This is a genomic window from Mycoplasma sp. NEAQ87857, from assembly GCF_009792315.1.
In the GTDB taxonomy this organism is placed as follows: domain Bacteria; phylum Bacillota_I; class Bacilli_A; order Mycoplasmatales; family Metamycoplasmataceae; genus Mycoplasmopsis.
The window spans coordinates 726,873-752,833 of the sequence record NZ_CP045542.1 but is presented as its reverse complement, the minus strand read 5'-3'; the positions used below and the strand labels follow the sequence as shown (position 1 = coordinate 752,833).

23 protein-coding genes and 1 tRNA gene are annotated in these 25,961 nt (G+C 27.4%); 13 read left to right on the top strand and 11 right to left on the bottom strand.

Translation table 4 applies throughout. The features are described from left to right. Positions 1-6 precede the first annotated feature (6 nt). From rpmE to GE118_RS02615, 6 genes are all read right to left on the bottom strand, one after another. Positions 7-225 carry a 50S ribosomal protein L31 gene (gene rpmE / locus GE118_RS02640; RefSeq protein WP_158763897.1) on the bottom strand — a complete coding sequence of 73 codons (219 nt, stop codon included), beginning with the start codon at positions 223-225 and terminating at the stop codon, positions 7-9. A gap of 21 nt (positions 226-246) precedes the next feature. Continuing rightward, positions 247-846, bottom strand: a complete 600-nt coding sequence (gene rpsD, locus GE118_RS02635) for a 30S ribosomal protein S4 (RefSeq protein WP_158763896.1) — start codon at positions 844-846, stop codon at positions 247-249. A 301-nt stretch (positions 847-1,147) separates the two neighbouring features. After that, a complete protein-coding gene (locus GE118_RS02630) occupies positions 1,148-3,937 on the bottom strand; it encodes a PTS transporter subunit IIABC (RefSeq protein ID WP_233262744.1) in 2,790 nt (929 codons plus the stop codon). A gap of 290 nt (positions 3,938-4,227) precedes the next feature. Next, on the bottom strand, positions 4,228-7,959 hold the full coding sequence (locus GE118_RS02625; protein WP_158763895.1) for a hypothetical protein: 3,732 nt from the start codon (positions 7,957-7,959) through the stop codon (positions 4,228-4,230). Between the two features lie 207 nt (positions 7,960-8,166). Further along, a complete protein-coding gene (gene rbfA, locus GE118_RS02620; RefSeq protein ID WP_158763894.1) occupies positions 8,167-8,499 on the bottom strand; it encodes a 30S ribosome-binding factor RbfA in 333 nt (110 codons plus the stop codon). Positions 8,500-8,575: 76 nt separating this feature from the next. Further along, positions 8,576-9,763, bottom strand: a complete 1,188-nt coding sequence (locus GE118_RS02615) for a phosphopentomutase (RefSeq protein ID WP_158763893.1) — start codon at positions 9,761-9,763, stop codon at positions 8,576-8,578. A 165-nt stretch (positions 9,764-9,928) separates the two neighbouring features. Between GE118_RS02615 and GE118_RS02610 the strand changes: the two genes are divergently transcribed. Beyond that, on the top strand, positions 9,929-10,528 hold the full coding sequence (locus GE118_RS02610) for an FMN-dependent NADH-azoreductase (RefSeq protein ID WP_158763892.1): 600 nt from the start codon (positions 9,929-9,931) through the stop codon (positions 10,526-10,528). Between the two features lie 32 nt (positions 10,529-10,560). On the opposite strand, the gene msrA is transcribed toward GE118_RS02610, so the two are convergent. Genes msrA through GE118_RS02585 form a run of 5 tightly spaced genes read right to left on the bottom strand, consistent with a single transcriptional unit; the run spans position 10,561 to position 16,476 of the window. Then, positions 10,561-11,031 (bottom strand): peptide-methionine (S)-S-oxide reductase MsrA, encoded by a 471-nt coding sequence (msrA, locus tag GE118_RS02605; protein WP_158763891.1) that lies wholly within the window; start codon positions 11,029-11,031, stop codon positions 10,561-10,563. A 7-nt stretch (positions 11,032-11,038) separates the two neighbouring features. Continuing rightward, positions 11,039-12,604 carry an MHO_4530 family protein gene (locus tag GE118_RS02600; RefSeq protein WP_158763890.1) on the bottom strand — a complete coding sequence of 522 codons (1,566 nt, stop codon included), beginning with the start codon at positions 12,602-12,604 and terminating at the stop codon, positions 11,039-11,041. Beyond that, the gene (locus tag GE118_RS02595) at positions 12,604-14,787 is read right to left on the bottom strand and encodes an ATP-dependent helicase (protein WP_158763889.1); all 2,184 of its coding nucleotides are present in this window, start codon (positions 14,785-14,787) and stop codon (positions 12,604-12,606) included. The genes GE118_RS02600 and GE118_RS02595 overlap by 1 nt, the downstream gene beginning before the upstream one ends. Beyond that, on the bottom strand, positions 14,777-15,457 hold the full coding sequence (locus tag GE118_RS02590; protein ID WP_158763888.1) for an RDD family protein: 681 nt from the start codon (positions 15,455-15,457) through the stop codon (positions 14,777-14,779). Before GE118_RS02590 ends, GE118_RS02595 begins: the two co-directional genes overlap by 11 nt. Then, positions 15,457-16,476, bottom strand: a complete 1,020-nt coding sequence (locus tag GE118_RS02585) for a glycosyltransferase (protein ID WP_158763887.1) — start codon at positions 16,474-16,476, stop codon at positions 15,457-15,459. Before GE118_RS02585 ends, GE118_RS02590 begins: the two co-directional genes overlap by 1 nt. A 979-nt stretch (positions 16,477-17,455) precedes the next feature. On the opposite strand from GE118_RS02585, the gene rplJ reads away from it, so the two are divergent. The 12 genes from rplJ (at position 17,456) to GE118_RS02525 (ending at position 25,826) form a co-directional block, all read left to right on the top strand. Then, positions 17,456-17,953, top strand: a complete 498-nt coding sequence (rplJ, locus tag GE118_RS02580; RefSeq protein ID WP_158763886.1) for a 50S ribosomal protein L10 — start codon at positions 17,456-17,458, stop codon at positions 17,951-17,953. A gap of 29 nt (positions 17,954-17,982) precedes the next feature. Next, the gene (rplL, locus tag GE118_RS02575; protein WP_158763885.1) at positions 17,983-18,354 is read left to right on the top strand and encodes a 50S ribosomal protein L7/L12; all 372 of its coding nucleotides are present in this window, start codon (positions 17,983-17,985) and stop codon (positions 18,352-18,354) included. 103 nt (positions 18,355-18,457) lie between these two features. Next, positions 18,458-19,294: a tRNA pseudouridine(55) synthase TruB gene (gene truB / locus GE118_RS02570; protein WP_158763884.1), complete on the top strand. Its 837-nt coding sequence runs from the start codon at positions 18,458-18,460 to the stop codon at positions 19,292-19,294. Between the two features lies 1 nt (position 19,295). Next, positions 19,296-20,111, top strand: a complete 816-nt coding sequence (locus GE118_RS02565) for a YcsE-related riboflavin metabolism phosphatase (RefSeq protein ID WP_158763883.1) — start codon at positions 19,296-19,298, stop codon at positions 20,109-20,111. Beyond that, complete coding sequence (locus GE118_RS02560; RefSeq protein ID WP_158763882.1) at positions 20,111-20,959, top strand: FAD synthase; 849 nt, start codon at positions 20,111-20,113, stop codon at positions 20,957-20,959. Before GE118_RS02565 ends, GE118_RS02560 begins: the two co-directional genes overlap by 1 nt. After that, a complete protein-coding gene (locus tag GE118_RS02555; protein WP_158763881.1) occupies positions 20,949-21,170 on the top strand; it encodes a phosphopantetheine-binding protein in 222 nt (73 codons plus the stop codon). Before GE118_RS02560 ends, GE118_RS02555 begins: the two co-directional genes overlap by 11 nt. A 22-nt stretch (positions 21,171-21,192) precedes the next feature. Next, positions 21,193-21,267 (top strand) — tRNA-Trp (locus GE118_RS02550). 126 nt (positions 21,268-21,393) lie between these two features. Then, the gene (locus tag GE118_RS02545; RefSeq protein ID WP_158763880.1) at positions 21,394-21,897 is read left to right on the top strand and encodes a leucine-rich repeat domain-containing protein; all 504 of its coding nucleotides are present in this window, start codon (positions 21,394-21,396) and stop codon (positions 21,895-21,897) included. Between the two features lie 107 nt (positions 21,898-22,004). Further along, positions 22,005-23,018 carry a tryptophan--tRNA ligase gene (gene trpS / locus GE118_RS02540; protein ID WP_158763879.1) on the top strand — a complete coding sequence of 338 codons (1,014 nt, stop codon included), beginning with the start codon at positions 22,005-22,007 and terminating at the stop codon, positions 23,016-23,018. Further along, the gene (thrS, locus tag GE118_RS02535; protein WP_158763878.1) at positions 23,005-24,747 is read left to right on the top strand and encodes a threonine--tRNA ligase; all 1,743 of its coding nucleotides are present in this window, start codon (positions 23,005-23,007) and stop codon (positions 24,745-24,747) included. The genes trpS and thrS overlap by 14 nt, the downstream gene beginning before the upstream one ends. Beyond that, positions 24,740-25,180, top strand: coding sequence for a hypothetical protein (locus tag GE118_RS02530; protein WP_158763877.1), 441 nt, complete (start codon positions 24,740-24,742; stop codon positions 25,178-25,180). Before thrS ends, GE118_RS02530 begins: the two co-directional genes overlap by 8 nt. Then, on the top strand, positions 25,173-25,826 hold the full coding sequence (locus GE118_RS02525; protein WP_158763876.1) for a LemA family protein: 654 nt from the start codon (positions 25,173-25,175) through the stop codon (positions 25,824-25,826). Before GE118_RS02530 ends, GE118_RS02525 begins: the two co-directional genes overlap by 8 nt. Positions 25,827-25,961 lie beyond the last annotated feature (135 nt).

The window sequence follows — 25,961 nt, the reverse complement described above, 5'->3', positions numbered from 1 at the left end:
ATATTATTATTTATTTTTTTGAGACATTTTTTCAAGACGTTTATTGAATTTGTCAATTCTTCCGGTAGCTTTAGCTTGAGAACGATTTCCTGTGTATACTGGATGACATCCTGAACATACATCGACACTAAATTGTTTTTTTACTGATTTAAATGTAAATGGTTTTTGACATGTTGAACATGAAACTTGAACTTCAAAGTATTCTGGGTGTGTATTTTTTTTCATTTATAATACTCCTTTTACCTATTATTTTGAGTAGTACTCAACTACTAATGCATCTTTAATTTCTGAATGCATTTCATTTCTTTCTGGTAACCTATCAAAAGTTACTTTGAAATCTTTTCTTGTCATTCAAGCACTTGCTGATTTAGCTGCAAGAGCTTCTGTAATTTGAGTATTGTTTCTTGATTTTTCTTTTAATTCAACTACATCATTAACACTAACTGTCATTGAAGGGATGTTAGCTTTTTTACCATTTAAAGTGAAGTGTCCGTGATTTACTAATTGACGTGCTTGTCTTCTTGTTGAAGCAAATCCAGCTCTATAAACAACGTTATCTAAACGTGATTCTAAAAGTTGTAATAAGTTTGTACCAGTAACACCTTTAGCTTTAACAGCTTTTTCGAATGTTTTACGTAATTGTTTTTCATTTACACCAAACATATATTTAACTTTTTGTTTTTCGTATAAGTGTAATCCGTAATCTGATAACTTAACTCTTTTGTTTCCGTGTTGTCCTGGAGCGTATGTTCTTTTTTTACCTTTTGAAAATTCTTTTCCTGTTTCAAGAATTGAAAATCCTAAACGACGTGATCTTTTAAAGACAGGTCCTGTATATCTTGACATTTAATTTCCTCTTTCTGCATAACTAGAGGGTTTATTTCTAATTTATTAAGTTTATCTTAATGCTTTCGATTTAGCAGCAAATCTACTTACAAATTGTTAACAACAAGATAAATTTAGGGTAAATCATAATAAACTGCTGTTTTATGCTTTATTATTCTACCAAAAAAGTTAAAAATCCCTAATGTTATTTTGATTATTATTTAACTATATCTTTTGTTTTAAAGTTTAATTTATTATGTTAAAAACACAAAAGAAAAATCAAGTCGTAAGACTTGATTTGTTTATATTATAGTGATTGAAATTATTTTACTTCACCGATTAATTCAGTTGTAGAATCGATATTTGTTTTGTTTGAAGTAATTGTAAAGTCTTTATAAGCACCTTCTCTAAGTACGATGCAAATAACATCAGAAACTAATCCTTTAGCTTCTAATACTTTTAAATCAACTTTAGCAACTAAGTCACCAGCTTTAACCATTTGGTCAACTTCAACTAACATATCAAATCCTTCACCATTTAATTCAACAGTGTTAATTCCAATGTGTAATAAGATTTGAACACCTTCAGCTGTTTCAATACCAACTGCGTGTTTTGAAGGGAATACCATTGTAACTCTACCATCAACTGGTGAATATACATTACCAGTTTCGCTAGCGTCAAATTTAACAGCAAATCCTTCACCTAATGCTTTAGATGAAAATACTTCATCTTTAACATCTTCAAGTTTAATTAATTCTCCTCTAGCAACTGTTTGAACTTTAACAGGTTCTAATAATGGTGATTTTTCATCTTCCATCATAGCTACTTCTGCTTTAACTTCAAGTTCTTCAGTTTTTTGTTCTGAAGCTAAGTATTTAGCAATTGCTTCTCTTTGAGATTTAATTTTTGCATTTAATTGTTCTGCAGCTGGACCAAAAATTGCTTGAACGTGATTGTTTCCTTCAACTTTTACTCCAAATGCTCCTGCAGCTTTTAATTTTTCTTCGCTTACTAATGATGCATCTTTAACATCATATCTAAGTCTTGAAGCACAGTTGTTAAATGCTGTAATGTTGTCTAATCCACCGTAAGCCATAACAATAGCTAATGCTTTAGGATCAACTCCTGCACTTGCAGTAGCTGTTTCGTTTTTACTTGCAAGGTAATCAGCTTTTGTGAATAACTTGGTGTTTCCTCCTCTACCTGGAGTAGCGAGATCTTTTCATTTAATGTAGAAGTAGAATACTGCTAAGTAAATTGGAGCGTAAGCTAATCCAACTACTAATACTCAGTAGAAGTTTGTACCTTTTGCAAATGGGATAATTCCGTATGAAACTAAGTCTAATACCCCTCCTGAAAAGGCCATAGGAACGTGAACTCCAGCTAAGTTAGCAAACATGAATGAGAATGCTGCCATAATTGAGTGGAATCCTCAGAATAAGAATGGTGATAAGAATAAGAATGTAAATTCAATAGGTTCTGTAACCCCTGTAATAAATGAGGTGAATGCAGCAGGAACAACAGTACCTAAAGCTACTTTTCTATTTTCTTTTGGAGCAGCTAAAACCATAGCTGCAGCAGCTGCTGGTAATCCAAACATCATAATTGAGAATTTACCATCAGCAAAACGTCCAATTTTGAATTTTAATTCTTTTGCTAAGAATTCAAATAATGGTAAAGTAACTGTTTTACCATCTTTTGAAGTATATGATAATGTATCGTGTTGGAAACTTAATAATGATAAAGCAGTTGTTGAATCCCCTTGATATTTATCTGGGTGTTCAGCAACTATATTAATTAAGTTTTTTAAGTCTGCACCTTGAGTAATACCAGGGTGATCTCTTAAGAATTCTGCAAGTTGAGTATTTAAATCTCCTCCTGCTGATGAGTATCATAATGGTGCGTAGAACACATGGTGTAATCCAAATGGAATAAGAGCTCTCTCTACATATCCAAAGATTAATGATTCTGCTCCACCAGGAACACTTCCAATTGCTGTACCAAATGCGTTTAATCCAATACCAATTCATGGTCAAACGATTAAGAAAGCAAATGCTAATAATGCCATTGCAGGAATTGTTACAATAGCAACGAATCTTTTACCACCAAAGAATGAAATAACTTGTGGTAATTGAATTGTGTGGAATCTGTTGTATAAGTATTGAATTACTAAACCAACAGCAATACCACCAAATACTGATGTTTGAAGTGATTTAACCCCTAAACTATCTCCAACTAATTTAACTAGTTTAAATGGATCACGTCCAGCACCGTCAAATAAAATTGAAACACCTTTAGGTTTGAATTGTAATAATTCACCGTTGAAAATGGTGTTTTCACCACTTTTCATAGTATAACCAATAATTTTGTTAAGTAAACCATTTTTATCAACATATTGTAATGATGCAAAAGTGTATGGTTTTTCATTAATCATTGCTCTTTCACCACTTAAAGGAGTGAATTCAGTATATGATAAATTGGTTGCACCTGGAATTACACTAAACTCATTGTTTTCGAATTTTAATGGTGTTAAATCTAAATTACGTGTAAATACTACGTTTCCTTCGGTATTTGATGTTAATGTTACAAGAATACCAGGTTGTAATTTATAATAATCAACTACTTCACCTGATTTTAAACCAACTATAGCTTGAACGTCGTTAGCGTTTTTAGCTGTTGCAAATTCAACTGTTGTAATTATATTTGGAGTTGGTGTAGTTAAATTTTTAATAGGTCCTGTGACTTCTTTAATGAAAACACTTTGAACCATTAAAAACACTATAAATCCAATAATTGTGGCAAAAACCCCAACTCCTGCTTCATCTGTAAAAGCAATAACAAATGCAGCAGCAAATAATAATGGTAGTGCAGCAAAAACAGGGTCTCCTAAAACTTTAATAAAAAGACCAAATGTTTTTAAAGCTTCGTTTCCAGCTCCTCCGATAGCTGATCCAACTCCTAAAAGAAGTCCAGCAATCGCCATAACTGAAATAGGTAGCATGAAAGCTCCAGAAATTTTAGAAAGAATTTTTCTAAATTTTCCTGAACCACTATTATTTAAGGATTTTTTTTCTTTCTTTGAAGAAAGTTTTCCTTTAAATAAAGAATTCATATGTTTCCTTTCATATTTATTCATAATGCATATTAAATAATTGTAGAAACAAATTAAACAAAAATGTAGTATATGTATTAATATGCTTCATTATTATAATGTAATTTTTTAACATTCTAAAATAAAAAAAATAACAAAGATAATTTCTCTTTGTTATTTTGTATATTGTGGAAACGCTTCCGTAAAATGTTTTATATTTATTAAAAAATTTTAATTATATTAAAACCTTCTTTAGAAAGAAGGTTTTAAAGGGTGTTAATTGGGTATCTTATTATTTATTTAAATATTTATTATTCAGCTGGGGCAGTAGCAGCTGCAGGTTGTCCATTAGCTGGAGCGGCTGGAACTCCTTGATCTCCTGAAGCAGCTCCTGCTTCTCCAGGTTGAGGTACTGAAGGACCACTTGATGCTGAATCACCTGCTGATCCACTAGGTTGTGTAGCTGGAGCAGGAGTATATTTAGTTAAATTTTGTTCAATTGTTGTTTTTGATGCTTCTAATTTTGCACGATCTGTTTCATAAACTTTTAATTGTGCTTGAGCATCAATTAATGAACTTTCTTGTTTTACAAGAGCTTTTTTATTGTCTTCTGATTCTGTTTTTTCTAATGAAGATTTAATATCAGCAATTGATTTTTCAATATTTTCAATAATTTGTTGTTGATTATTTTTTGCTGTATCAATAGCAGATAATGTTGTTTCATTAATTGTTTTTTGAGCGTCTAAAATAGCTTTAGCAGCAGCGTTGTATTTATTAACTGTAGGTTCAGTTAATGTTGCTTGAGCATTAGCAATAGCTGTGGTGTATGTTTGGTTATTTGCTTGGGTATCGTATCTAGCATATAATATTTTTGATTCACCATTAGCAAATGCTAATACCATTTGGTATTCGTGTTTTGCTTTAGCTAATTTAGCAGCTTCTACAGCTTGTTTTAAGTTTTGATTTGCTGTAGTAAAGTGTGTAGTTGTATTATCAGCAACTAAAGCTTTAGCAGCTGTAATAGCAGCTTCTAATGTAGATTTAGCATTGTATGCTTCTACTTCACCATTAGCAGCAGCGTCATCACCTAAAGTAGCTAATAATTTTTCAGCAACGTCAAGGTTAATTTTGTACATACTTGAAGCAAGTGTATTTAGAAGAGTATCGTTATATTCTAAGTATTTTTTAGCTTGTTCTAATTCTGTTCCGTCTGTAGGATCAGTTAAAGCTTTTACAGCAGTTGTATAAGCGTCAAATATAGCTTTATTTGTTGCTTCAAATGGTTTCATAGATTCATTTGAACTATTTTTTGTTTGATCAAATATATCTTTAGCAGCTGTTTTTGCACGTTGATCTGTAGTTGATACTAACGTAGTAACTTCAGTTTTGTATTCACCGAATTGAGTAGCTGTTGTTTGATCAGTAACTTTTGCTTCAATAGCTTCTAATGAAGTATTAAATGTTTCTAATTGAGCGGTTGCTGTATAAACTTGAGTTCTATCAGCAGCTTTTGCTACTAATAATTCTGCATTGTATTCAGCTTTAGCATAAGCTAATTCTAAATCAGCTTTAGCAGCTTCATATGCTTCAATAGTATTTGCAGCAACTTTTTCATTTGCAGCTGTTAAAGCAGCTTCTAATTCAGGTTTAACTGAAACTAATGTACCATTATCTGCAATAGCTGTATTAACTTTTTGTACTTGAGCATTGTAATTTGCTTTAGCTAATTCTAAGTTAGCTTTTACTAATGCTGCAAGTAAAGCTTGAGCATTGTTATAAATTTCGTATGCTGTAGCAGCTGTTTTAGCATCTTCTGTTGCAAATGTAGCAGCTTGAACTTCTTGTTCAAATGTTGCTTTAACTTCAGGTTGAGCATCATATTTAGTTCCAACGGCTTTTGTCTGAGCTAATGCTTCATCATAAAGTTTTGTGGCTTGAACTTTTGCTTTTCCTTCATATGAAGAAATTAAGTTATTTAATTCTGTAGTTTGAGCTTCATATAACGCAATTTCTGCAGCTTTATTTTCTTGAGGTGCAGCAACTTTAGCTTCAATAGCTTCTAAAGCAGGGGTATATTCTGAAGCTAATGTAGCATCTGTATCATTTTTAAGGTTAGCTAATAATGTGTTGAATTTTTCAACTTTAGCTTTATCTAAAGCAGCTACGTATAATCCTTTTGCATTAGCTAAATCTAAAATAGCTTTAGCATTATCAAATGCTTCTGTTGTATCTTTTTCAGCTTCTGTAGCTGCATCAGTTAATCCTTGAGTTAATACTTGTTTTTGACTTTTAGGAGTAGTATCAGTATTTGATAAAGCTGTAGTTTTAGCTTTAGCATCAAGATATGCAGCTTTAGCAATAGCTTTTTCTAAGTTTGTTGTTTGATCTAAATATGTTTGAGTTTTTGGATCACTAGCAGCTGTTACTGCTTGTTCTGCAGCATCTACAGCAGATTTAACTGTAGTATATGCTTCAGTGTTAGCTGCTTCAGTATATGTAGCAGGAGTAGCTGAAGAATCGATTAATGCTTTAGCTTTTGCTAATACAGCATTATATGTTGAAAGAGCATTATCTGAATGAGCTTTTGTAATAGCATCATCTAATTTAGATGTTTGTTCTGTATATAATGCTGCAGTTTGATTATTTTCTTCAACAGCAGCAATAGCAGATTCTGCTGCAGTAATAACTGTATCTAAATCATTCTTTTGAGCAACGTATTTAGGATTTTCAGCTAAAGTTTTAGCTTCGGTTAAAGCTTGAGTATATTGATCTTTAGCTTGATTAAATGTTGAAGCAACTTCAGCAGCTTTAGATTTAGCTTCAGTTAAAGCAGCTTCTAAAGCTGCTTTAGCTTCGCTCATTGGAGCAACTTCAGTTGCGGTTAATGCTGTAGTAGCATTCTTTAATAATTCATCTGTAATTAATGCAACAGCTTCAGCGTTTCTAACAATAGCTTGGTTAGCTTGTTTAAATTCATTAGCTTCAGTTAATACTGATTCTAAAGCTGAATGAGCATTAGTTAAATCTAAGATATCTTGTTTTGCTTTAACTAATACATCATTTAATTCTGTTGTAGCAGCAGTAATTTGATCAACATTTGAAACTGCTAATACTGGTTCAGCTTTAGCAATAGCATCAGCTAATACTTTAGCAACTGCATTTAAGAATGTTTGTTCTGGAGCAACTTTTACTTCTTTAGCTTCATTAATTTTAACCATTAATGCATCATGAGCTGCACTTAAGCTTGATAAGTCATTTTTAGCTGTAGTTAATGCTCTAGTTAATGATGCTAAAGCTTGATCTAATTGATCTTTAGTTGTAGATTCATTTAAAGCGGTTTTTGCTGTAGCAATAGCATTAGCTAAATCTTGTTTAACACTTGCTAAGTATGCATCATCTGCAATTTTAGCTTCTTCAGCTTCTGCTTCAGTGATTTTAGCTTGAAGAAGATCAAATGAAGCTTTAGCTTTCTCGAAGTTAGAAGTTGCAGCAGCAACATCAGTTTCTAATTCATTAATAGCATTCTTAACATTATTTACATCTTCTCTTTCGTTTTCAAAAGCTTGAGCTTTAGCAATAGCATCTTGAAGTTCTTTTTTGTATCCTGATTCTAAAGCTGATGAACCTAAACCATCCACTGTTGCTTGTAAGTTTTTAATCTTATCTTGTAAAAGTTTAATTTGTTCAAAAATTGCTTGCAATTTGTTAAGTCTATCATTTAAAAGTTTCATTGCTGCACTAATGTTAGCAGTAGCTTGTTTAACACTTGAAATTGATGGATAAATATTTCCTAAAACAATATTCCCTTGTCTTTTAGCTGCTTCTAAAACTGCTAGAGCATCAACTAAGTCTGGATTTTCTTTATTTGCATTGTATAATGCATCAGCTTCAACGATTTTAGAATTTAATTCGTTTTTAGCTTGATTTAATTGATTTTGATTCTTGGTTTGAATTGAGTTGGTGATTAAAACAGGGGTAGCAACTAATGCTGCTCCGATTAACCCTCCTGCAATACCAAGTAAAAATAATTTACTTTTTGACATTTGTCCCCTTATAAAACATCCATATTAGGTATGTATTTTGAAAATTAATATTAATTTTATTTACTTTGTAAATGATATCATATTTTAATAAATACTATAAGAGAAAGAATTAAGCCATATTTATTATTCAAATTTAAGTCTTATTCAACTCTTTAAGAAAATAAAAAACTAATAAATCATCAATATAAATGAATGATTTATTAGTTTTTAGTCTTTAATTTGTTTAAGAATTTGATCAATTTTTAAACCATTTGCACTAACTTCATCTAAATAAAAAGTAATTTGTGGAACTTTTCTTCAATTTAAACTTTTAGATAAAACTTTTCTTACATAACCACTTGCATTATTTAATGCTTGAAGACCTTTAGTTGTATTTCCATAAAGATTAACATAAACTTTTAAGTAAGATAAATCGGCACTAAGTTTAACATCCATAACTACTGGATCAATAACATTAACATTAGTTAAATCATTAGTAACAATATCTGCAACTAATTGATGAATTTGTGCTTCTTTTCTTTGTAGATTGATGTGATTCATAAAATTATTATACCAAAAGCAAAAATAAAACTAGATTAAAGAAAAATAGACACAAGTTTGTGTCTATTTAAATTATCTAAACTAATTTGTCAAAAACATCATCACCAGTTTCAACAACAATATCAGCACCAAAGTTTCTTGCAACAATGTTTCCTAATGTTCCAAGTCCATTAAAGTTTTCTAATACTTTAGGTGATTTGAATGATTTTGAATAAATAGTAGCTGGAAGAAATTCTCTAGTATGGTTAAATCCTGGATATAATGGATCATTACCATGATCTGAAGTAATGATTAATAAATCATCTTCTTTTAATGCGTTAATTAATTTTGCTAATTTAACATCTAAGTTAGCAATATTTTGAGCATAACCATGCACATTTCTTCTATGTCCATAATGTGAATCAAATTCAACTAAGTTAGTGAAAATAAATTGATTTTCTCCATCTTGAGTCGCAAGATCAATAGTGATATCCATTCCTCTTTCATCACTACCACTAGCAAGATGTCTAGAAATACCTTGACCTACAAAAATATCATTAATTTTACCAATTGAAATAACTTCAACACCTTGTTTTTGAAGTTCATTTAAAATCATTTCTCTTGGTTTATTTGCATAATCATGTCTGTTGAAGGTTCTTGTATAGTTTCCTTCTTCTCCAACATAAGGTCTAGCTATAATTCTTCCAACATTTCATTCAGGTTTAGAAGAACAAATTTCTCTAGCAGCTTTAGCATATCTATATAAGTTATCTAAACCAGTTCATTCTTCATGAGCACAAATTTGGAGCACTGAATCCATAGAAGTATAAACAATAATTGCTCCTTTTTCTTTTTCTTCATGAGCTAATTCATTAATAATTTCTGTTCCTGAAGAAGCTTTATTTCCAACAATTGGTCTACCATCAAATGCTTTTGATAGTTCATCGATTAATTCTTGAGGAAAACCGTTTTCAAAAAATGTAGGAAATGGTACTAAGGTTTTAATACCCATCATTTCTCAATGTCCTGCTAAGGTATCTTTAGCATTTGAAACTTCTTGTACTTTAGCCATATAAGCTAAAGGTTGTTTTACGTGGTAATTACCATTTAACTCTGTTATATTACCAATACCAAGTTTTTTTCATGTATCAATTTTGAATTCTTCAGCCATTGATGCAGATCTAATAGTATTAGCCCCTGCATCACCAAAAGCTTTTTGATCACGGTCAGGACCAATACCTAAACCGTCAGTTACAATCATAAATACACGTTTGAATTTTGCCATTATTTCTCCTATTCTGGACATTATCAAAAAATAATATCTTTATAATTTTAATATTTTTTATTACTTAATTAAGTAAATGACGTCCTAAAATCATAAAAAAATTAAAAATATATTATTTTTATGATTTTATACGTAATTTTTGTATTATTTATGTAGAGGTAACATATGAGAAAAATATTATTTTTAGACGGAAATCTTTCAGCTAATGAAGTTTCTTATTCAAGAAACATTATGGATGCATTTTATCAGTATACTTTAAAAAACTTTGATAAAGACCAAGTTGAAAGAATTAATTTAAACGACACTAAATTAAGTTCAATCTTTTTAACACAAGCAAACTTCAAAACTTATTTTGCTGATGTAGAATCAGATTTTTGAATTGACAAATTAAAAGAAATTGATACTTTAGTAATTTCTTGTTCAATGACAAATTTTGGCCCTACTGTTTTAGTTAAAAACTTTATTGATTCTATTTGTGTAGCAAATAAGACTTTTAGTTATAAATATTCAACAAAAGGTGATGCTATTGGATTGTTAACTAATTTAAATGTAATAGTAGTAGCAACCCAAGGAGCTCCCAGAGATTGATATCCATTTGGTAGTCACATTGAATGATTAAAAGGTACTTTTAATTTTCTAGGTGCTAAATCAGTGCAAACTATTGAATATTGTGGTACTAAAGTTGCTCCAATTTTAGGATCTAATCCTAAAGAAATTTCTAATACTCTAGTTGAACAATTTAGTAAAATTAATGACTTAAATTAAAAACAAAAGCTTTAAAAGCTTTTGTTTTTTTGTTAAAAATCAATATGACAAGCAACGTTTGGGTTTTTGTCAGTGTAATCTTGATGATATTCTTCAGCAAGAAAATAATTTTCTAATTTCTTAATTTCAGTAACTACTGGTTTTGAGTAGTTTTTAGCTAAATTATTAATAGTGTCTTGAATAACAGCTAAATCACTATCAACTTCATAATAAATTCCATTACGATATTGACTACCAAAATCTGGCCCTTGATAATTTAAAGCTGTAGGGTCAATCACATCAAACAGTTTATTAATAATTTCAACTAAAGTAATTTTAGATTCATCATAATATAATTCCACAGTTTCAACAGCATTAGTAATATGTGCTTTCACTTGTTGATAGCTTGGATTGTTAATTGCACTATTAGCATATCCTACTGTTGAAAAAATAATTCCGTTTATGGTTTTAAAATACCCTTGTACTCCTCAAAAGCATCCACCAGCAACATAAATACGTCTCATTATACCCCTATTCATTGTAAGCAATAAATACTTTAGCTTTTTTAACAATTAAAGGATCAAGATTATCTCTTGGTTGTTCATAAATAATTTGAATCTTATTGTAACTAGCAAGTCTTACTAGATTAATGCAATCAAAATAAACTTGAGTATTGTTTAATTGTTGAGCTAAATCTTTTGCAATAACTATAGCTTTTAACTTGGTACTATTAATAACATTAATCAATGGTTTATCAATTACTTTAACATATAAAGCAGTAGCAATACCTAAACTATAGTTAGAATTAATTTTATCTTTTAATTCACTATATTCAAATAAATCAGAATAAACTAAAGGAATGACATGATTTGTCTTTTTAAATTTTTGATTTAAAAAGACTTCTTGAGACATTTTTAATAAAATGTTTTTATGTTCTAAGTTATTTCTTTGATTTAAGTTGTTGAATCATAATTCTTCATATGAATAATTAAATCTAGGAATTTGTTCAAAAAACTTAATTCATTTAGGATCGATGTTTCGATGTTTAACTTTAGCTATAGCTAATAGTGATTTATTTTTAGTTAAATAACGATAAATATCAATAAATTGATATTTAAATTCACAATTTTGATTTTCTGCAACATAAATCATCATATTGGTTTTATATTCTAAATATTCCTTAGAAGTTAAGGTTGATTTAGTTAATGTTATTTGTTGATTATTAACAATATTTAAATCATTAGCATATCTAATTAAACCTAAAACCTGTTCAACATCGTTATTGTCTTTGATTTCTCAATTATTAATAATTGCACCAGAATTAAAATATTTAGATAAAATAGTATTTTTATTTAATAAATCAATTTTATGCAATATAGTTTGATATTTTTTCTTAGATATATCATTTAAAGTTAGATAAATTAAATCCCTATCATAGAAATAAACTTTTTTAAAGTCATTAATCTCTAAAAAATCAAAAATATCTTTTAAAGCATTATTACTTAATTCTTTATTGTAATAAATTGGTCTTAAGCTTAAACCAATAACGCTTATTGGATGATAACTTTTAATTTTTTTAGTTCCAAAAATTTGTTTTTTAAAAACAGTTTTAGTATTTTTGATTTGATTATTTCATTTAATGTTAGCAATAAATTGGTTATTATCGACTTTTTTAATATTTAAATAGTAGTTATTTTTCTTCAAAACAGTTTTATCAAAGAAACTTATAACTTTTTCAACTAAAGTTAAATTAGATACAATATTAGGATTGATGCTAAATTCTAAAGTTAATTCTGTTTCTTCGTTTTGAAAAAAATGTTTAAGAATTTCAACATCTTTTTGATCTAAAAATGTATAAAAATCATCTAATCGAATAAATGAATAACGATCAAATTTCATTTTTTTAGAATCAAAAATATTAGAAAAGAAATAATATTGATTAGTTAATCTTAAAACTCTTTGATTGTTATTATCAACAACAAAAATAATTACTCCAGAAGTTGAACGGAAGTATAAATAATAAAGAATAATTAAAAATGTTCCACAAATTAGTATGAAAAATAGAATTAAGAAAATTAATACAATAAATCAAGACATTATTTAGAAATCACTTTAATAGAAGGGTGATTTTTATTTAAAGTTTTTTGTGCTCCATCTTTAATAAATTTAACCACAATGTCATATGAATTAACATCTAACACTTCTCCTTCACCAAAGACAATGTGACTAATAATATCACCCACTAAAATATTATTTCCACTTTCTTGATCCTCGTTTTCATCTTCATCATCTAAATCTAATGAGTGATTGTTGAATAAAATGGTATCTTGTAAATTAATTCCCATTTCAACAATAAATCTTGAAGGAACTTTATTTTGATCAGTACCAATTAATTTACCTCTTGAATCACTAATGAATAATTTTTTCTTAGCTCTAGTTACTGCCACATAAGCTAATCTACGCTCTTCTTCGATTGCCTCATCTTTATTAGTTTGAGCACTAGATACTAAATATTCATCTTTTCTTAATGATTTATAACTAGGAAATACTCCTTCAGTTAGTCCAACAAGAAAAATATTATCAAATTCTAATCCTTTAGCTGAATGGATAGTCATTAGTGAAACATAGTTAGTGATATTATCATATTCATCAGAAACAGATAATAATGACACCATATTTAAATAATCAATAACGTTTGATTCAGGGTTTTTAGCTTCTCAGTTTGCTATTGAGCTAATTAATTCCTTAACATTATCAATAGCTGATCCACGAAGGTTTTTGTTTCCTTCAATATGTTTATAATATCCTATTTCTTCAAGCATTTTATCTAAAACAATACTAATGCTGTTTGATTTTAAAGCATTTTGATATTTAGCAATAATTTGAAGAAATGGGAAAATATTTTTAATAATCATTTCTTTAGTTAAAGGTAGTTTTTTTCAATCTTCAACTAAGGTTTTAAATAATGTTTTACTGTTTTTATCTGCAAATGCTTTTAATTTTTTAAGAGTAACTTCCCCAATCCCACGGTTAGGTATATTAATAATTCTGTTTAATGCAATATCTTGACCATCAGCAATTACTCTTAAAAAAGCAATAGCATCTTTAATTTCAGTTCTTTGGAAAAACTTAGTACCGTTAAAAATTTTGTGATTGATATTTTCTTGAATTAAAGCTTCTTCAAAAGGACGAGAATAATAATTTGAACGATATAAAATCGCTATATTTTTTAATTGATTTTTTTGTTTTTTAAGTTCATTAATTTTTTGTACTACTCATCTAGCTTCAGCTTCAACACTAAATCCATGATAAAATTCGATGTCTTCGCCTTCTTCATTATTGGTAATTAAATCTTTATTGAATCTATTTGAATTATGTTTAATTAATTTATTAGCTGCAGTTAGAATTTTTTTAGTAGAACGATAGTTAGTATCTAAAACAATAGTTTTTGCATCTTTATAATCTTTATCAAAGTTTAGGATTAAATTTACATCTGCTCCACGTCAGTTATAAATAGTTTGATCAGGATCTCCAACAATAGTTAAATGGGTATTTTTACCAACGATTGATTTAATAATGTTATATTGATTTTCAGAAGTATCTTGAAACTCATCAATCAATACATATTGATAGTATTTTTGATATCTTGCTGCTATTTCTGGATGGGTTTCAAACAAAATATTGGTATTAATAATTAAATCATCAAAATCTAATGAACCTTTAGAAGCTAACTCATTTAAGTATTCTTGATAAATTCTAGGAATTACATCACTTACTTGATCTTTTAATTTATCAGCAAATTGATTAGCATCATAACCATAATTTTTAGCTCAAGAAATGTATTGAATCATATTTTTATAACTAATTTCATGAGTTGATACTTGTAATCTACGGTAAATTTCTTGTAAAATTTGTACTTTATCAATTTCATCAATAATTAAAAAATCAGTTGGATAACCTATTAAACGTATGTGTTTTCTTAAGATGTTAGCACAAAGAGAGTGGAAAGTAAATACTTTGATTTTTAGTTTGTTATCCTCACAATATTTTGCAATTCTTGAACTCATTTCATTACATGCTTTATTAGTAAAAGTAACTGCAAGAATATTTTTTGGAGAAATTCCTAAAGTATTAACTAAATAAGCAACTTTTCTTGTTAATACTTTAGTTTTACCACTACCTGCTCCTGCAATAATTCTTAATGGTTTTTCAAAATATTCAACAGCTTCTTTTTGCTTATCATTTAAATCAGAAAGTAAATCAATTTTCTTAAGTATCATATTCTTCTCCCTTGTTATTTATATTATTTAAATACTTGTAATTTCTATGGTAGTTATAAAAAGGTAATAGCATTATTTCTTGTTTTTCTTCAAGTATAATTTGGTCTTTTAAAACTACTCTAGAATCAGTTATTTTGTCAATTAATGTTAGCTTTTTGCGATTAAAAATCATAAAAATTGAACCAAAACCTAAAATCACGACTCAGACATATAGAAAAATAGATAATACTTTAATCACTATCTGAGTATAAATAGTATTATCAAGAGCAATCTTATTATCCTTAAAATGAAAATGATTTGGATGGATAAAAACCAAAAACAAAATTATGACAATTGAAAAATAAAGACAACCTAAATAATTACGTTTTACAATTAATTTTCAATCAAAGGTTTTTGTTTGAGTATAAATAATTTTAATCCCAAATATTCAATAAAATAAAGTTCTTCCTTTGAATAATAAAGGCATTACAATGTAGTAGAAATTAATCCAAAACAACATTAAAATAAAAGGAGTATAAAATAATTTAGTTGACTTAGTAATATCAACTAAATTATGATCATTTGTTTTGTTTAATACCGTCGCAAAAAAAACAATACTAATAAATATTGTTAATATAAAATCAAATAAGTTAGCAAAAAATCTTCTTAATAAACCACTATTTTGATACATTATTCTAAATTAGACAAAATTTTATTTTTATTAATTGTTTTAACAGGTTTGATTAATAGATTTGTTTCATCATTATTTTTTAACATATAAATGTTAGTTGAAATGAACTTTTCATACTCTGAACTTTGTTCAGTTTTAGTAATTAGTTCAATATGTTTTTTTTGCAATAAAGCACTACGCTTTTCATTAATTTCATCTTTTCCAAAATATTTAAACTTTTTATACATAAATGATGTCTCAGTTAAAAATGCTGTAAGTAAAATTTTTAAAAAATAATACTTAGCATAAATAACTTCTTCACTACGTTTGATATCTTTGGTATTGATATATTGTAAGATACTACTAAATTCATTTAAAAAATTTTTAGAATTAAATCAAATATTTGAATCAAAATATTCTCTTCAAATTCTATAATCTAAATACATATATGTTTTAGCATTAAGCATTAATAAATACATAATTCCAATACATAATTTTGAATCATTTGAATTAACCACTTTATATTTAGACATTTGAGATACTAAACTTCTTTTAAAAACTTTATTAAAAATAAATGGATGAGTGTAAGCGACAATTGAAGGGTTATCACTTGTTTTATAAGCGATATCACTTTTTATTCTGGTTTTTGGTTTATACCTAATTGTACCGATGATTCTAGGTCTAAATTCTAAAACATCTACATTGGCGTTTTGAGCTTGGTCAATAATTTTTTGGATATAAGTTTTTTTTAAACTGGTATCAGAGTTAATTACAGTAACAAAATCACCTTTTACCATTTTAAAAGCATTGATTAAATTTACTTGATATGAATTATTTTTAGTATTAAATACAATATTTAATCTATTTTTAAAGAAATCAAAAAATGAATTAGTTTCAGCAAAGATGTTTTTTGCTTCTTTTTTATTATTGATAAATAAGATAACTTCAAAATCTTGATTTTCTTGTTCTTTTAAATCTTGTAAGTAATTTCTTACATCTCTAGCAGATTCTCCAACTAGCGAAATAATTGATAATTTCATTTTAACTCCATATAAAAAATAAAAACTATAAATCATACCAAACAAACTGATTTATAGCATACTATTAATTAAAATTTTATCATAAAATCTTAAAAATTTTTGACCTTGAATAACCATTTTTCACTATTTTGCATTTTGATTTTTTATGCTAATGAAAAAGAAAATGGATTTTTCCATTTTCTTTTATATTTATAGAGTTTACTATAGCTTCACTTTGTTTAAAGTTAGTTTATTTTTGGTTCATTATGTGTGTTTTTTTATATACATATTGAGGTGCGGCACGCACCTTGGTGCTATCTTGCTGTATCTCAAGGAGGCAAGATGAAGCAATTAATAAAGGGAATTAAAAAAAAGCAAAATGAGACAAATTGTTTTGTTAATACTTTTAATAATTTTGCTTATCTTAACTAAATAAGTAAGATTATAAAAAACGATATCTTATAATTAAGAAATCGTTCCAAAAACAACTTGTTTCATTTTGCAAAACCACCTCCTACTTCGAACCTGGGGGTGGTTTTTTAGCAAGATGAAGCATAAATATTATACAACTATCTAACCTATAAATCAATATAATTTTTAAAGATATTTATATTATTTATTAAAGTTTTATAGTTCTAATATTTAAACGAATTTAAAGCATTTTAGGCAGCATCAAATTTAATTTATTTATTGTATTTTTTTATTTATTGATTATAATTAATGTAGTTTCCTACCGTATTATTTTTCATCCAATTTTTAAATATATATTTACATCCAAGGAAACTAAAAGCACGGTTATTCTTTTAAAGAACCGTGCTTTTTTTATAAGACATAAAAAAAGATATTAAAAAATATTTTTAAAATATAGCTTTTGCATTATAATATGTAAGCAATACATAAAGACAGTAACTGCATTATGCTTAATATTAGTTACCAAGTGTATATCCTTAATTGGTTTTAACTAGAATGTATTGCATAAAATTTTGAAAGGGGGCAAATAATGTCAGAATCAAAATTCAAAGCTGCTAAAAGAGAAGTTGTTGCTGAAATTAAAGATAGAATTACAAATTCTCAAGCATTCGCTTTAGCTGAATACCGTGGATTAACAGTAGCTGAACTTCAAGAATTTAGAAAACAAGCTAAAGAACTTGGAGTTGAAATTAAAGTTTATAAAAATAGACTTTTCAAAATCGCTGCTGCTGAAACAGGTTATGCAGATCTTGCTGAACATTTAGTAGGACCTAACATTTTTGCATTTTCATTAAACGATGATATGTCAGCTGCAAAATTATTAATTAATTTTGCTAAAAAACACAAATTAATGGTGGTTAAAGCTGGATCATACGAAGGAAAAGTGGTTGATGCTGCTGGTGTTAAAACAGTTGCTTCATTACCTTCATACGAAGAAGCACTTGCTATCCTTGCTCGTTCAATGATGCAACCATTACAACAAATGTCATTATCACTTAAATTAGTAAGTGAAGGAAAATCAGAATAATAATATTTTTTTAGAAAGGAAATATAAAAATGGCTAAATTAGAAAAAACAACATTTATTGAATCATTAAAAGAAATGTCAATTAAAGAAATTATGGAACTTGTTGACGCAATGAAAGAAGAATTTGGAATCGACCCAATGGCTGCTATGGCTGTTGCTGCAGCTCCTGCTGAAGGTGGAGAAGAAGAAAAATCAAGCGTTAAAGTTGTTCTTAAATCAGATAACGGTAAAAAAGTTCAAATCATTAAAGCAGTTAAAGATATCTTAGGAATCGCTTTAATGGATGCTAAAAAAATCGTTGACAACTTACCTGCAACAATTAAAGAAGACATTAAACCAGAAGAAGCTGAACCAATTAGAGCTGCTTTAGCTGAAGCTGGAGCTGACGTTTCAGTTGAATAATTTTAAATTTCAATAATATAATACAAAAACTCCTAATTGGGAGTTTTTTAATTATTTATATAATGCAACTTTAGAATATAATTAGATAACAAAGGAGAAAATATTGTTCTATAAATATTATAAAAAGACAAATTCTTTTGCTAATCAAAGTGTTAGAAACATATCAAAATCTATTAATACTAAAAAAATTGGGCATAATGGAATTTTAGATCCTATGGCTGAGGGATTAATGATAGTTGCTAGTGATTATGATACAAAACTATTACAATATATAGCTAATAAACAAAAAACTTATATAGCTAAATGTAGTTTTGGTTATGCTTCAGATACTTTAGATGCTACAGGAGAAGTTGTTAAAGTTGATGCTGAACCTATTGAGTTAAACCAACTAATTAAAGCAATTGAAGTTATAAAACAACAAACTACTCAAATTCCACCCATTTATAGTGCTAAAAAAATTAATGGTAAAAAAGGATATGAATACGCAAGAGCTAATCAAGAAGTAGAAATTCCAGCTCATAAAATCAAAATTTTTAAATTAGATTTATTAAATTTTGATTTTAAAAATCAAACTGCTGAATTTGAAATTGAAGTGTCTGAAGGCACTTATATTCGTACTTTATTAGTTGATTTAGCTAAAGAATGCAATAATAATTGCATTATGACTTATTTAAAAAGAACCAAAATAGGAGAAATTGACTTAACAGGGGTTAATCCTGGAGAATTTATTGATCTAGATCCTACCTTATTGTTTGATAATCCAACTTTTAAATTAGTTAATTCTAACTTTGATGCACTTAAATATGGTAGATCTTTTGAACTAAAAGCTCTAAATGGTTTATATTTTGGATTAAATTCAAATAATGAAGTAGCTACCATTGGAAGAGTTGAGAATAATACTTTTTTTCCTAAAAACGTATTTAATGAAAGGTTAAAATAATATGAAAAACTTAAAGGATATAATTAAAATTGCAGCATTTGATGTTGATGGTACTATCTTACCAAATGGATACACTACTTTTTCACCAAATACCAAAAAAATGTTTGAATTATTAAAGCAAAATAATATTACTACTGTAATTTCAACCGCTAGAGAATTCGCAACTATTGGAGATTTTTTAGAACAATTAAAGTATGTAGATTATTTTATTGGTGCTAATGGTTCATTTATTTGAGATGTTAAAAAACAAGATTTTATGTTTAAAGCTACATTAATTAAAGAAGAGGTAGTGCAATTGTATGAGAGATTTGAAAATCAAATTAGTGCTTTTTCAGTAACTGATTTTGATACAGTTTATAAATCACCTACTATGCAACCAACTAGTTGATTTGCTAAACCGTTTGCAGAAAATTACAAAGATTTTAATGAAGCATACTTAAGTAGAAATAATTTATATGTAATCACTATTAATTGTTCTAATCCTAAAGAATTATCACAATTAATGGCAGAATATATCCAAGAACACAACTTACAAATGGAAATCTCTTCTTATTGATCAAAAGGATTTTTCATCAGTCCAATAGGTATCACCAAAAGTCATACATTACAAGTATTATGCGATAAATTAAATTTATCAATGGATAATTTAATTGCTTTTGGAGATAGTTCAAACGATTTTGAAATGCTTAGAGATGCAGTATATGGTGTAGCTATGCAAAGAGCAAGTAGCAAATTAAAAGCTGTAGCTAAAGATATAGCTTTAGATTGTGAATATGATGGTGCATATTTAAAACTTAAAGAATTAGGTTTAATTTAATGAATGATTTAATAATTTATAACTTTGAGGAATTTCAATGTAATAAAAACGATGTTTTTATTATTGGTTGTTTTGAAGCTTTTCATTTAGGTCATTATCAACTTTATAAAGAAGCATTAAAGCACAAAGGAAGAAAAATTATAGTCACTTTTAACAATGAAACTGATACTAGAAAAATTGTTAAAGGTATCTTTTGTGATAATAATGCTAAATATTTAAACTTAGCTAAATTAAATTTTGATGCTGTTGTTGAGTTAGATTTTGAAAAAATCAAACACTTACAAGCTACTGAATTTATTAATCAATTAACCCAAAATCAACCAGTTACTATTATTGCTGGAACTGATTTTAAATTCGGGAATAATAGAAATACTAAATTAAGTGATTTAATAGATCAATTTCAACAAATTAATTTTATTTCAATTGATCTATTAAAAGTTAAAGATGCTAAAATTAGTACCAAATATCTCAAAGACGAAATAACATTTGGTAATATTAATCAATTAAATCAATTATTAGTTTATAACTACAGTTTTAGCGGTATTACTTTATTAGAAAACTATCTTAAAATTAATGATAATGTAGTTAAACTTCATCCAGGAATTTATGCAGGATATTTATATTATCAAAACTTTGGATATTACATTGTTTTACATGTGAGCTTAGATAAAAAATATCACTTTAGTATTTTTGAATATCAAGATTCATTTTTTGAAATTAATAAAGAAGTGGTGATTGAACTTGTTGATAAAGTTAGAATAATAATCAACTCAAACAAGGATTTAATCACTGATGAAGATTTAATTAAAGCTAAAGAAATAATAATTAGGAGCAATAATGGAAATTAAACAAATTATTTTTGATGAATTACATAAAGTTACTAAAAAGAATTTTAATCTAGATACTAATGTTAAAGAATTAAATATCGATTCATTAGATTTAGCTATGTTAGTTGTAGATTTAGAAAATAAATTCAATATCACTATTAGTGATGAAGAATTAATGTCAATTCAACAAATAAAAGATATTATAAATTTAGTTGAAAAGAACTTAAATTAGTGTATAATAAATTGGCAAAGCTAGGAGTATAGTTCAACGGTAGAACAACGGGCTTCAACCCCGTGTGTTGTGGGTTCGAATCCTGCTACTCCTGCCAATTTTTATGTAGCTATAAATAAGTATAATTTGATTTATATTTATTTATAGCTACATTTTTTTATTTATCTTTTTAGCATAATGCTTTATTATTAATATTAATAATATTTAATTAATAAGGAGAGATATGAAGAAATTTAAATCATTATTTTTAACATTAGCAGCTTTTGTACCTATGGCTGGTATTGCTACTATGGTTTCATGTAATAAAGAAACTGGATATTTCAAAATTAAAGGAAATGAACTTGTTGGACTTACTGAAGCGGGAAGCAAACAAACAGATTTAGTTTTACCTGAATCAGTAACTATTATTGGTCCAAATGCTTTTAAAAACCAAAAATTAAAATCAATTACTGGAGCTAATGTAGTTGAAATTAAAGACAATGCTTTTAATTCAACATTAGCATTAGAAGCAGCTACATTTAACAAAGTAACAAAAATTGGTGATCAAGCTTTTTATGGTTCAAGAATACAAACAGTTAATTTCGAAGCTTTAAACGATATTAAAAACATTGGTAATAGAGCTTTTATGAATACAAGTTATTTAAAAACTTTTAATTCAGCAATTGATCAAGAAACATTAAAATCTCAAGGAACAAGTATTTTCCAAGATTCTCTTTTTATAAAATAATAAGATAAAATAAAAACTAGTGATTAACTAGTTTTTATTTTATCGCTACATTTTTAAATACATTTAATATAATTAAATAATATATTAATATAAATAAAGGATTATTTATGAAACAAAGATTAGTTAGCGGAATTCAACCAACAGGTAATTTAACATTAGGAAACTATATTGGTGCAATTAAGAACTTTATCAAACTACAAGATCAATATGATTCATATTTCTTTGTAGCTGATTTACATGCACTAACTACTAATGAATTAAAACCTAAAGATTTAATCAAAGCACGTAAAACCGTAGTAGCATTATATATTGCTTGTGGTTTAGATTACACCAAAGCAAATATATTTTATCAATCACAAGTAGCTGAACACGCTATGATGCAATGATTATGTACCAATCAAACTACAATTGGTGAATTACAAAGAATGACGCAATTTAAAGATAAATCTCAAAAATTAAAACAAGGAAATGGAACGGTTAAAATCCCTACGGGATTATTAATTTATCCAACGTTAATGGCTGGAGATATCTTACTTTATAATGCAGATTTAGTTCCAATTGGTGAAGACCAAAAACAACACTTAGAACTTACAAGAAATATAGCTGAAAGATTTAATACTAAATATAGAATGAACTTTAAAATTCCTGAATGCTATATTCCTGAAGTTGGAGCTAGAATTAAATCATTAACAGAACCTGAGAAAAAAATGTCAAAAAGTGATCCATCAGTAAAATCATGTATTTATTTACTTGAAGATCCAACTCAAGCTTATAACAAAATATTAAAAGCAGTGACTGATTCAGAAAATAAAATCTATATCTCAAAAGATAAACCTGGAATCTTAAACTTATTAACTATTTATGCTTCTTTAAATGATATTACTTTAGAACAAGCAGAAGCTTTATTTAAAGATAAAGATTATAAAGAGTTTAAAATTGCTGTAGCAAGTTCTGTTAAATCATTATTAATTAATATTCAAGAAAAATACAATCAAGCTTTAGAAATAATAGATCAAGCAACAAACCATGGAGCATTAAATGCTAAAGCATTAGCAAGCAATACTTTAAATCGTTTAATGTTAAAAATGGGATTATACGGAGAAAAAAATGAAGGCAAATAAATTATTAAACCATACAACTAGTCACCTTCTTGGTGCTGCTGTTGAAAGATTATATCCTAATGTAAAACTAGGATTTGGTCCTGCAACTGATGAAGGATTTTACTATGATTTTGAATTTGTAGAATCATTAAGCGATACAGAATTAAATAAAATTGAAAGAGAAATGAAACGTTTAGCTTCAAGAAACCTAGTGATGCAACAAGTTGATGAATCTAAATATGATTTTACAAATAAACCTTATAAAAAAGAATTATATGATGAATTTAAAGCTCAAGGTAAGGAAGTTACTTTTTATGCTTTAATTGATCCTTTAAGTAAAGAAATTATTTTTATTGACCTTTGTGCTGGTGGTCATGTTGAAGATACTAAAAAAATTAAACATTTTAAATTATTAAACTTAGCAGGAGCTTACTGAAGAGGAAATTCAGATAATATTCAATTAACTAGAATTTATGGAACTGCTTGAGATACTAAAGAAGAATTGGACCAATACTTAGCAATCTTAAAAGATCGTAAAGAACGTGATCATAGAAAAATTGGTAAAGAAATGAAGCTTTTCACTTTTAATAAACTTGGAGGTCAAGGATTACCATTTTGATTAGAAGATGGAATGTATATTCACAATGAAATTCGTAATTTAGTATTAAAAATGGATCGTAAATTTGGATTTACTGAAGTATTAACTCCACATTTTGGTGAAGAAGAGTTATATAAAATTTCAGGTCATTTAGCTCATTATAAAGATGATATGTTTAGACCTATTGTGGTTGAAAACGAAAGATTAATCCCAAGACCTATGACTTGTCCTCATCACATTATTTGTTATAAAACTGAAAAAAGATCTTATAGAGATTTACCAATTAGATATAGTGAACAATCACAACTTTATCGTTATGAAAAATCTGGAGCTTTAACAGGACTTGAAAGAGTTAGAGGAATGTTATTAACTGAAGGTCATTTATTTGTTAGAAAAGATCAAATTGCTGATGAATTTAAACATATGTACCAACAAGTTAAAGAAACCCTAGAAGCATTTAAAATTGAAATTAGCTATGTTTCATTAAGTTTAAGAGACCCAGAAGATAAAGAAAAATACTATGAAGATGACAAAATGTGAAATGAAGCTGAAAACCAATTACGTGATGTATTAAATGAATTAAATGTTAAATACGAAGAAAAAATTGGTGAAGCTGCTTTTTATGGACCTAAAATGGATATTCAAATCTTTACTGCTTTAGGACATGAAATCACAGTATCTACTTTACAATTAGACTTCTTATTACCTCAAAGATTTGATTTAAGCTTTGTTAATAAAGATAATGAAGAAGAAAAACCAGTTATGATTCACCGTGGATTAGTTGGTACATATGAAAGATTTGTTGCGATTTTAATCGAACAAACTAAAGGGGTATTACCATTTTGATTAGCACCTAAACAAATTACTGTTATTCCAGTAAATAATGAAACAGATTTAGAATATGCTAATGAAGTAAATAATTATTTATTTGATCATGGATTTAGATCAAAATTAGATTCTAGAAATGAAAGATTAAATAAAAAAGTGCGTGAAGCACAAATGTCTAAATCAAAAATTCAAGTAATTTTAGGACAAAATGAAAAAGAAACTCAATCAGTTTCATTTAGAAAATATGGTGAACAAGCTACTACAACTATGCCATTAAAAGATTTTGTAATTATGCTTCATGAATTAAAGGCTTCTCGTGAGTAAAAAACTTCTTAATATTAAAAATATTTATTTAATAACTTTCTTTGTTATTGGAATAGTATTATTATTGCTTAGTGGTAATATTTATTCTATTTCAAATTTCTCTCTTAATTCTAAGAGTTTAATTTGAGCAAGAATTTTAATGAACTTTTTATTTACTATTTTAGTAATTTCTAGCGGAATCTATTTGTTTATTAAACAAAAGATTTCTTTATTTACCTTACAAAATGTTATTTTTGCTTTAGGTGTTTTAGTTACTTTTACTTGAATACCCACAGCAACTAAAGATAATGTGATAAATTGATTATGATATCCTTGAGATGCAATGGTAGTATTTGTGATTTATGTAGTAATTTATGGTTGTTCATTAATTCTACCAAAACGAATTTATAATTTCATCAAATCAATCAAAAACAAAAGGAGCTCTAATGGCTAACTTATACAATCAAGAAGAAGTAAAAAAACCACAAGGAACTAACATTGAAGTTGATAACACAATTGTTAGTGCTAAATGTGGAACAATAGGAAAAGTGGTTTGATATGCTTCTTGAATCCTTATCATTCCTATGATTATTAATGTAGTAATCAAAAACAAATTAATGAGAATGCAAAATGAAGTTAATCAAGCTGCATCATTAATTGATACTCAACTACAAAAGCGTTATGATACACTTAATAAATTAGTAAAACAAGTTGCTTCATATAAAGAATTTGAAAAATCTACTTATGAACAAATTACTAAATTAAGAAAATTAACTGATAGTGGTCAAACTGCATTAAATTCTGCTGAAATTGAATCATTAAATAGTTCAGTATTTGGAAGATTAATTGCAGTAGCTGAAAACTATCCAGATCTTAAATCATCAAACTTATACCAACAATTAATGGAAGAAAGTACATACATTGAAAGAGAAATAGCAGCTGCAAGAAGATTATATAACTCTAAAGTTCAATCATTTAATAGTTCATTATTCACTTGACCTTCAAACGTTATTGCTTGTGCAATGTGTTTAACAACTTTACCTTATTTCCAAGCTTCAACCACTGCTAAACAAGATGTTTCAATGGATGGTTTAAACTAACAAAAAGAACAATACTTGTTCTTTTTTTATTAATTTTTTTCTAAAACCAATTAATTAGAAATTTATTTCAAAATTAATCAAAAAATATTATTTACTTTTGCTTAAAAGTAATAAAATAAGCATAAGCAATTTGAA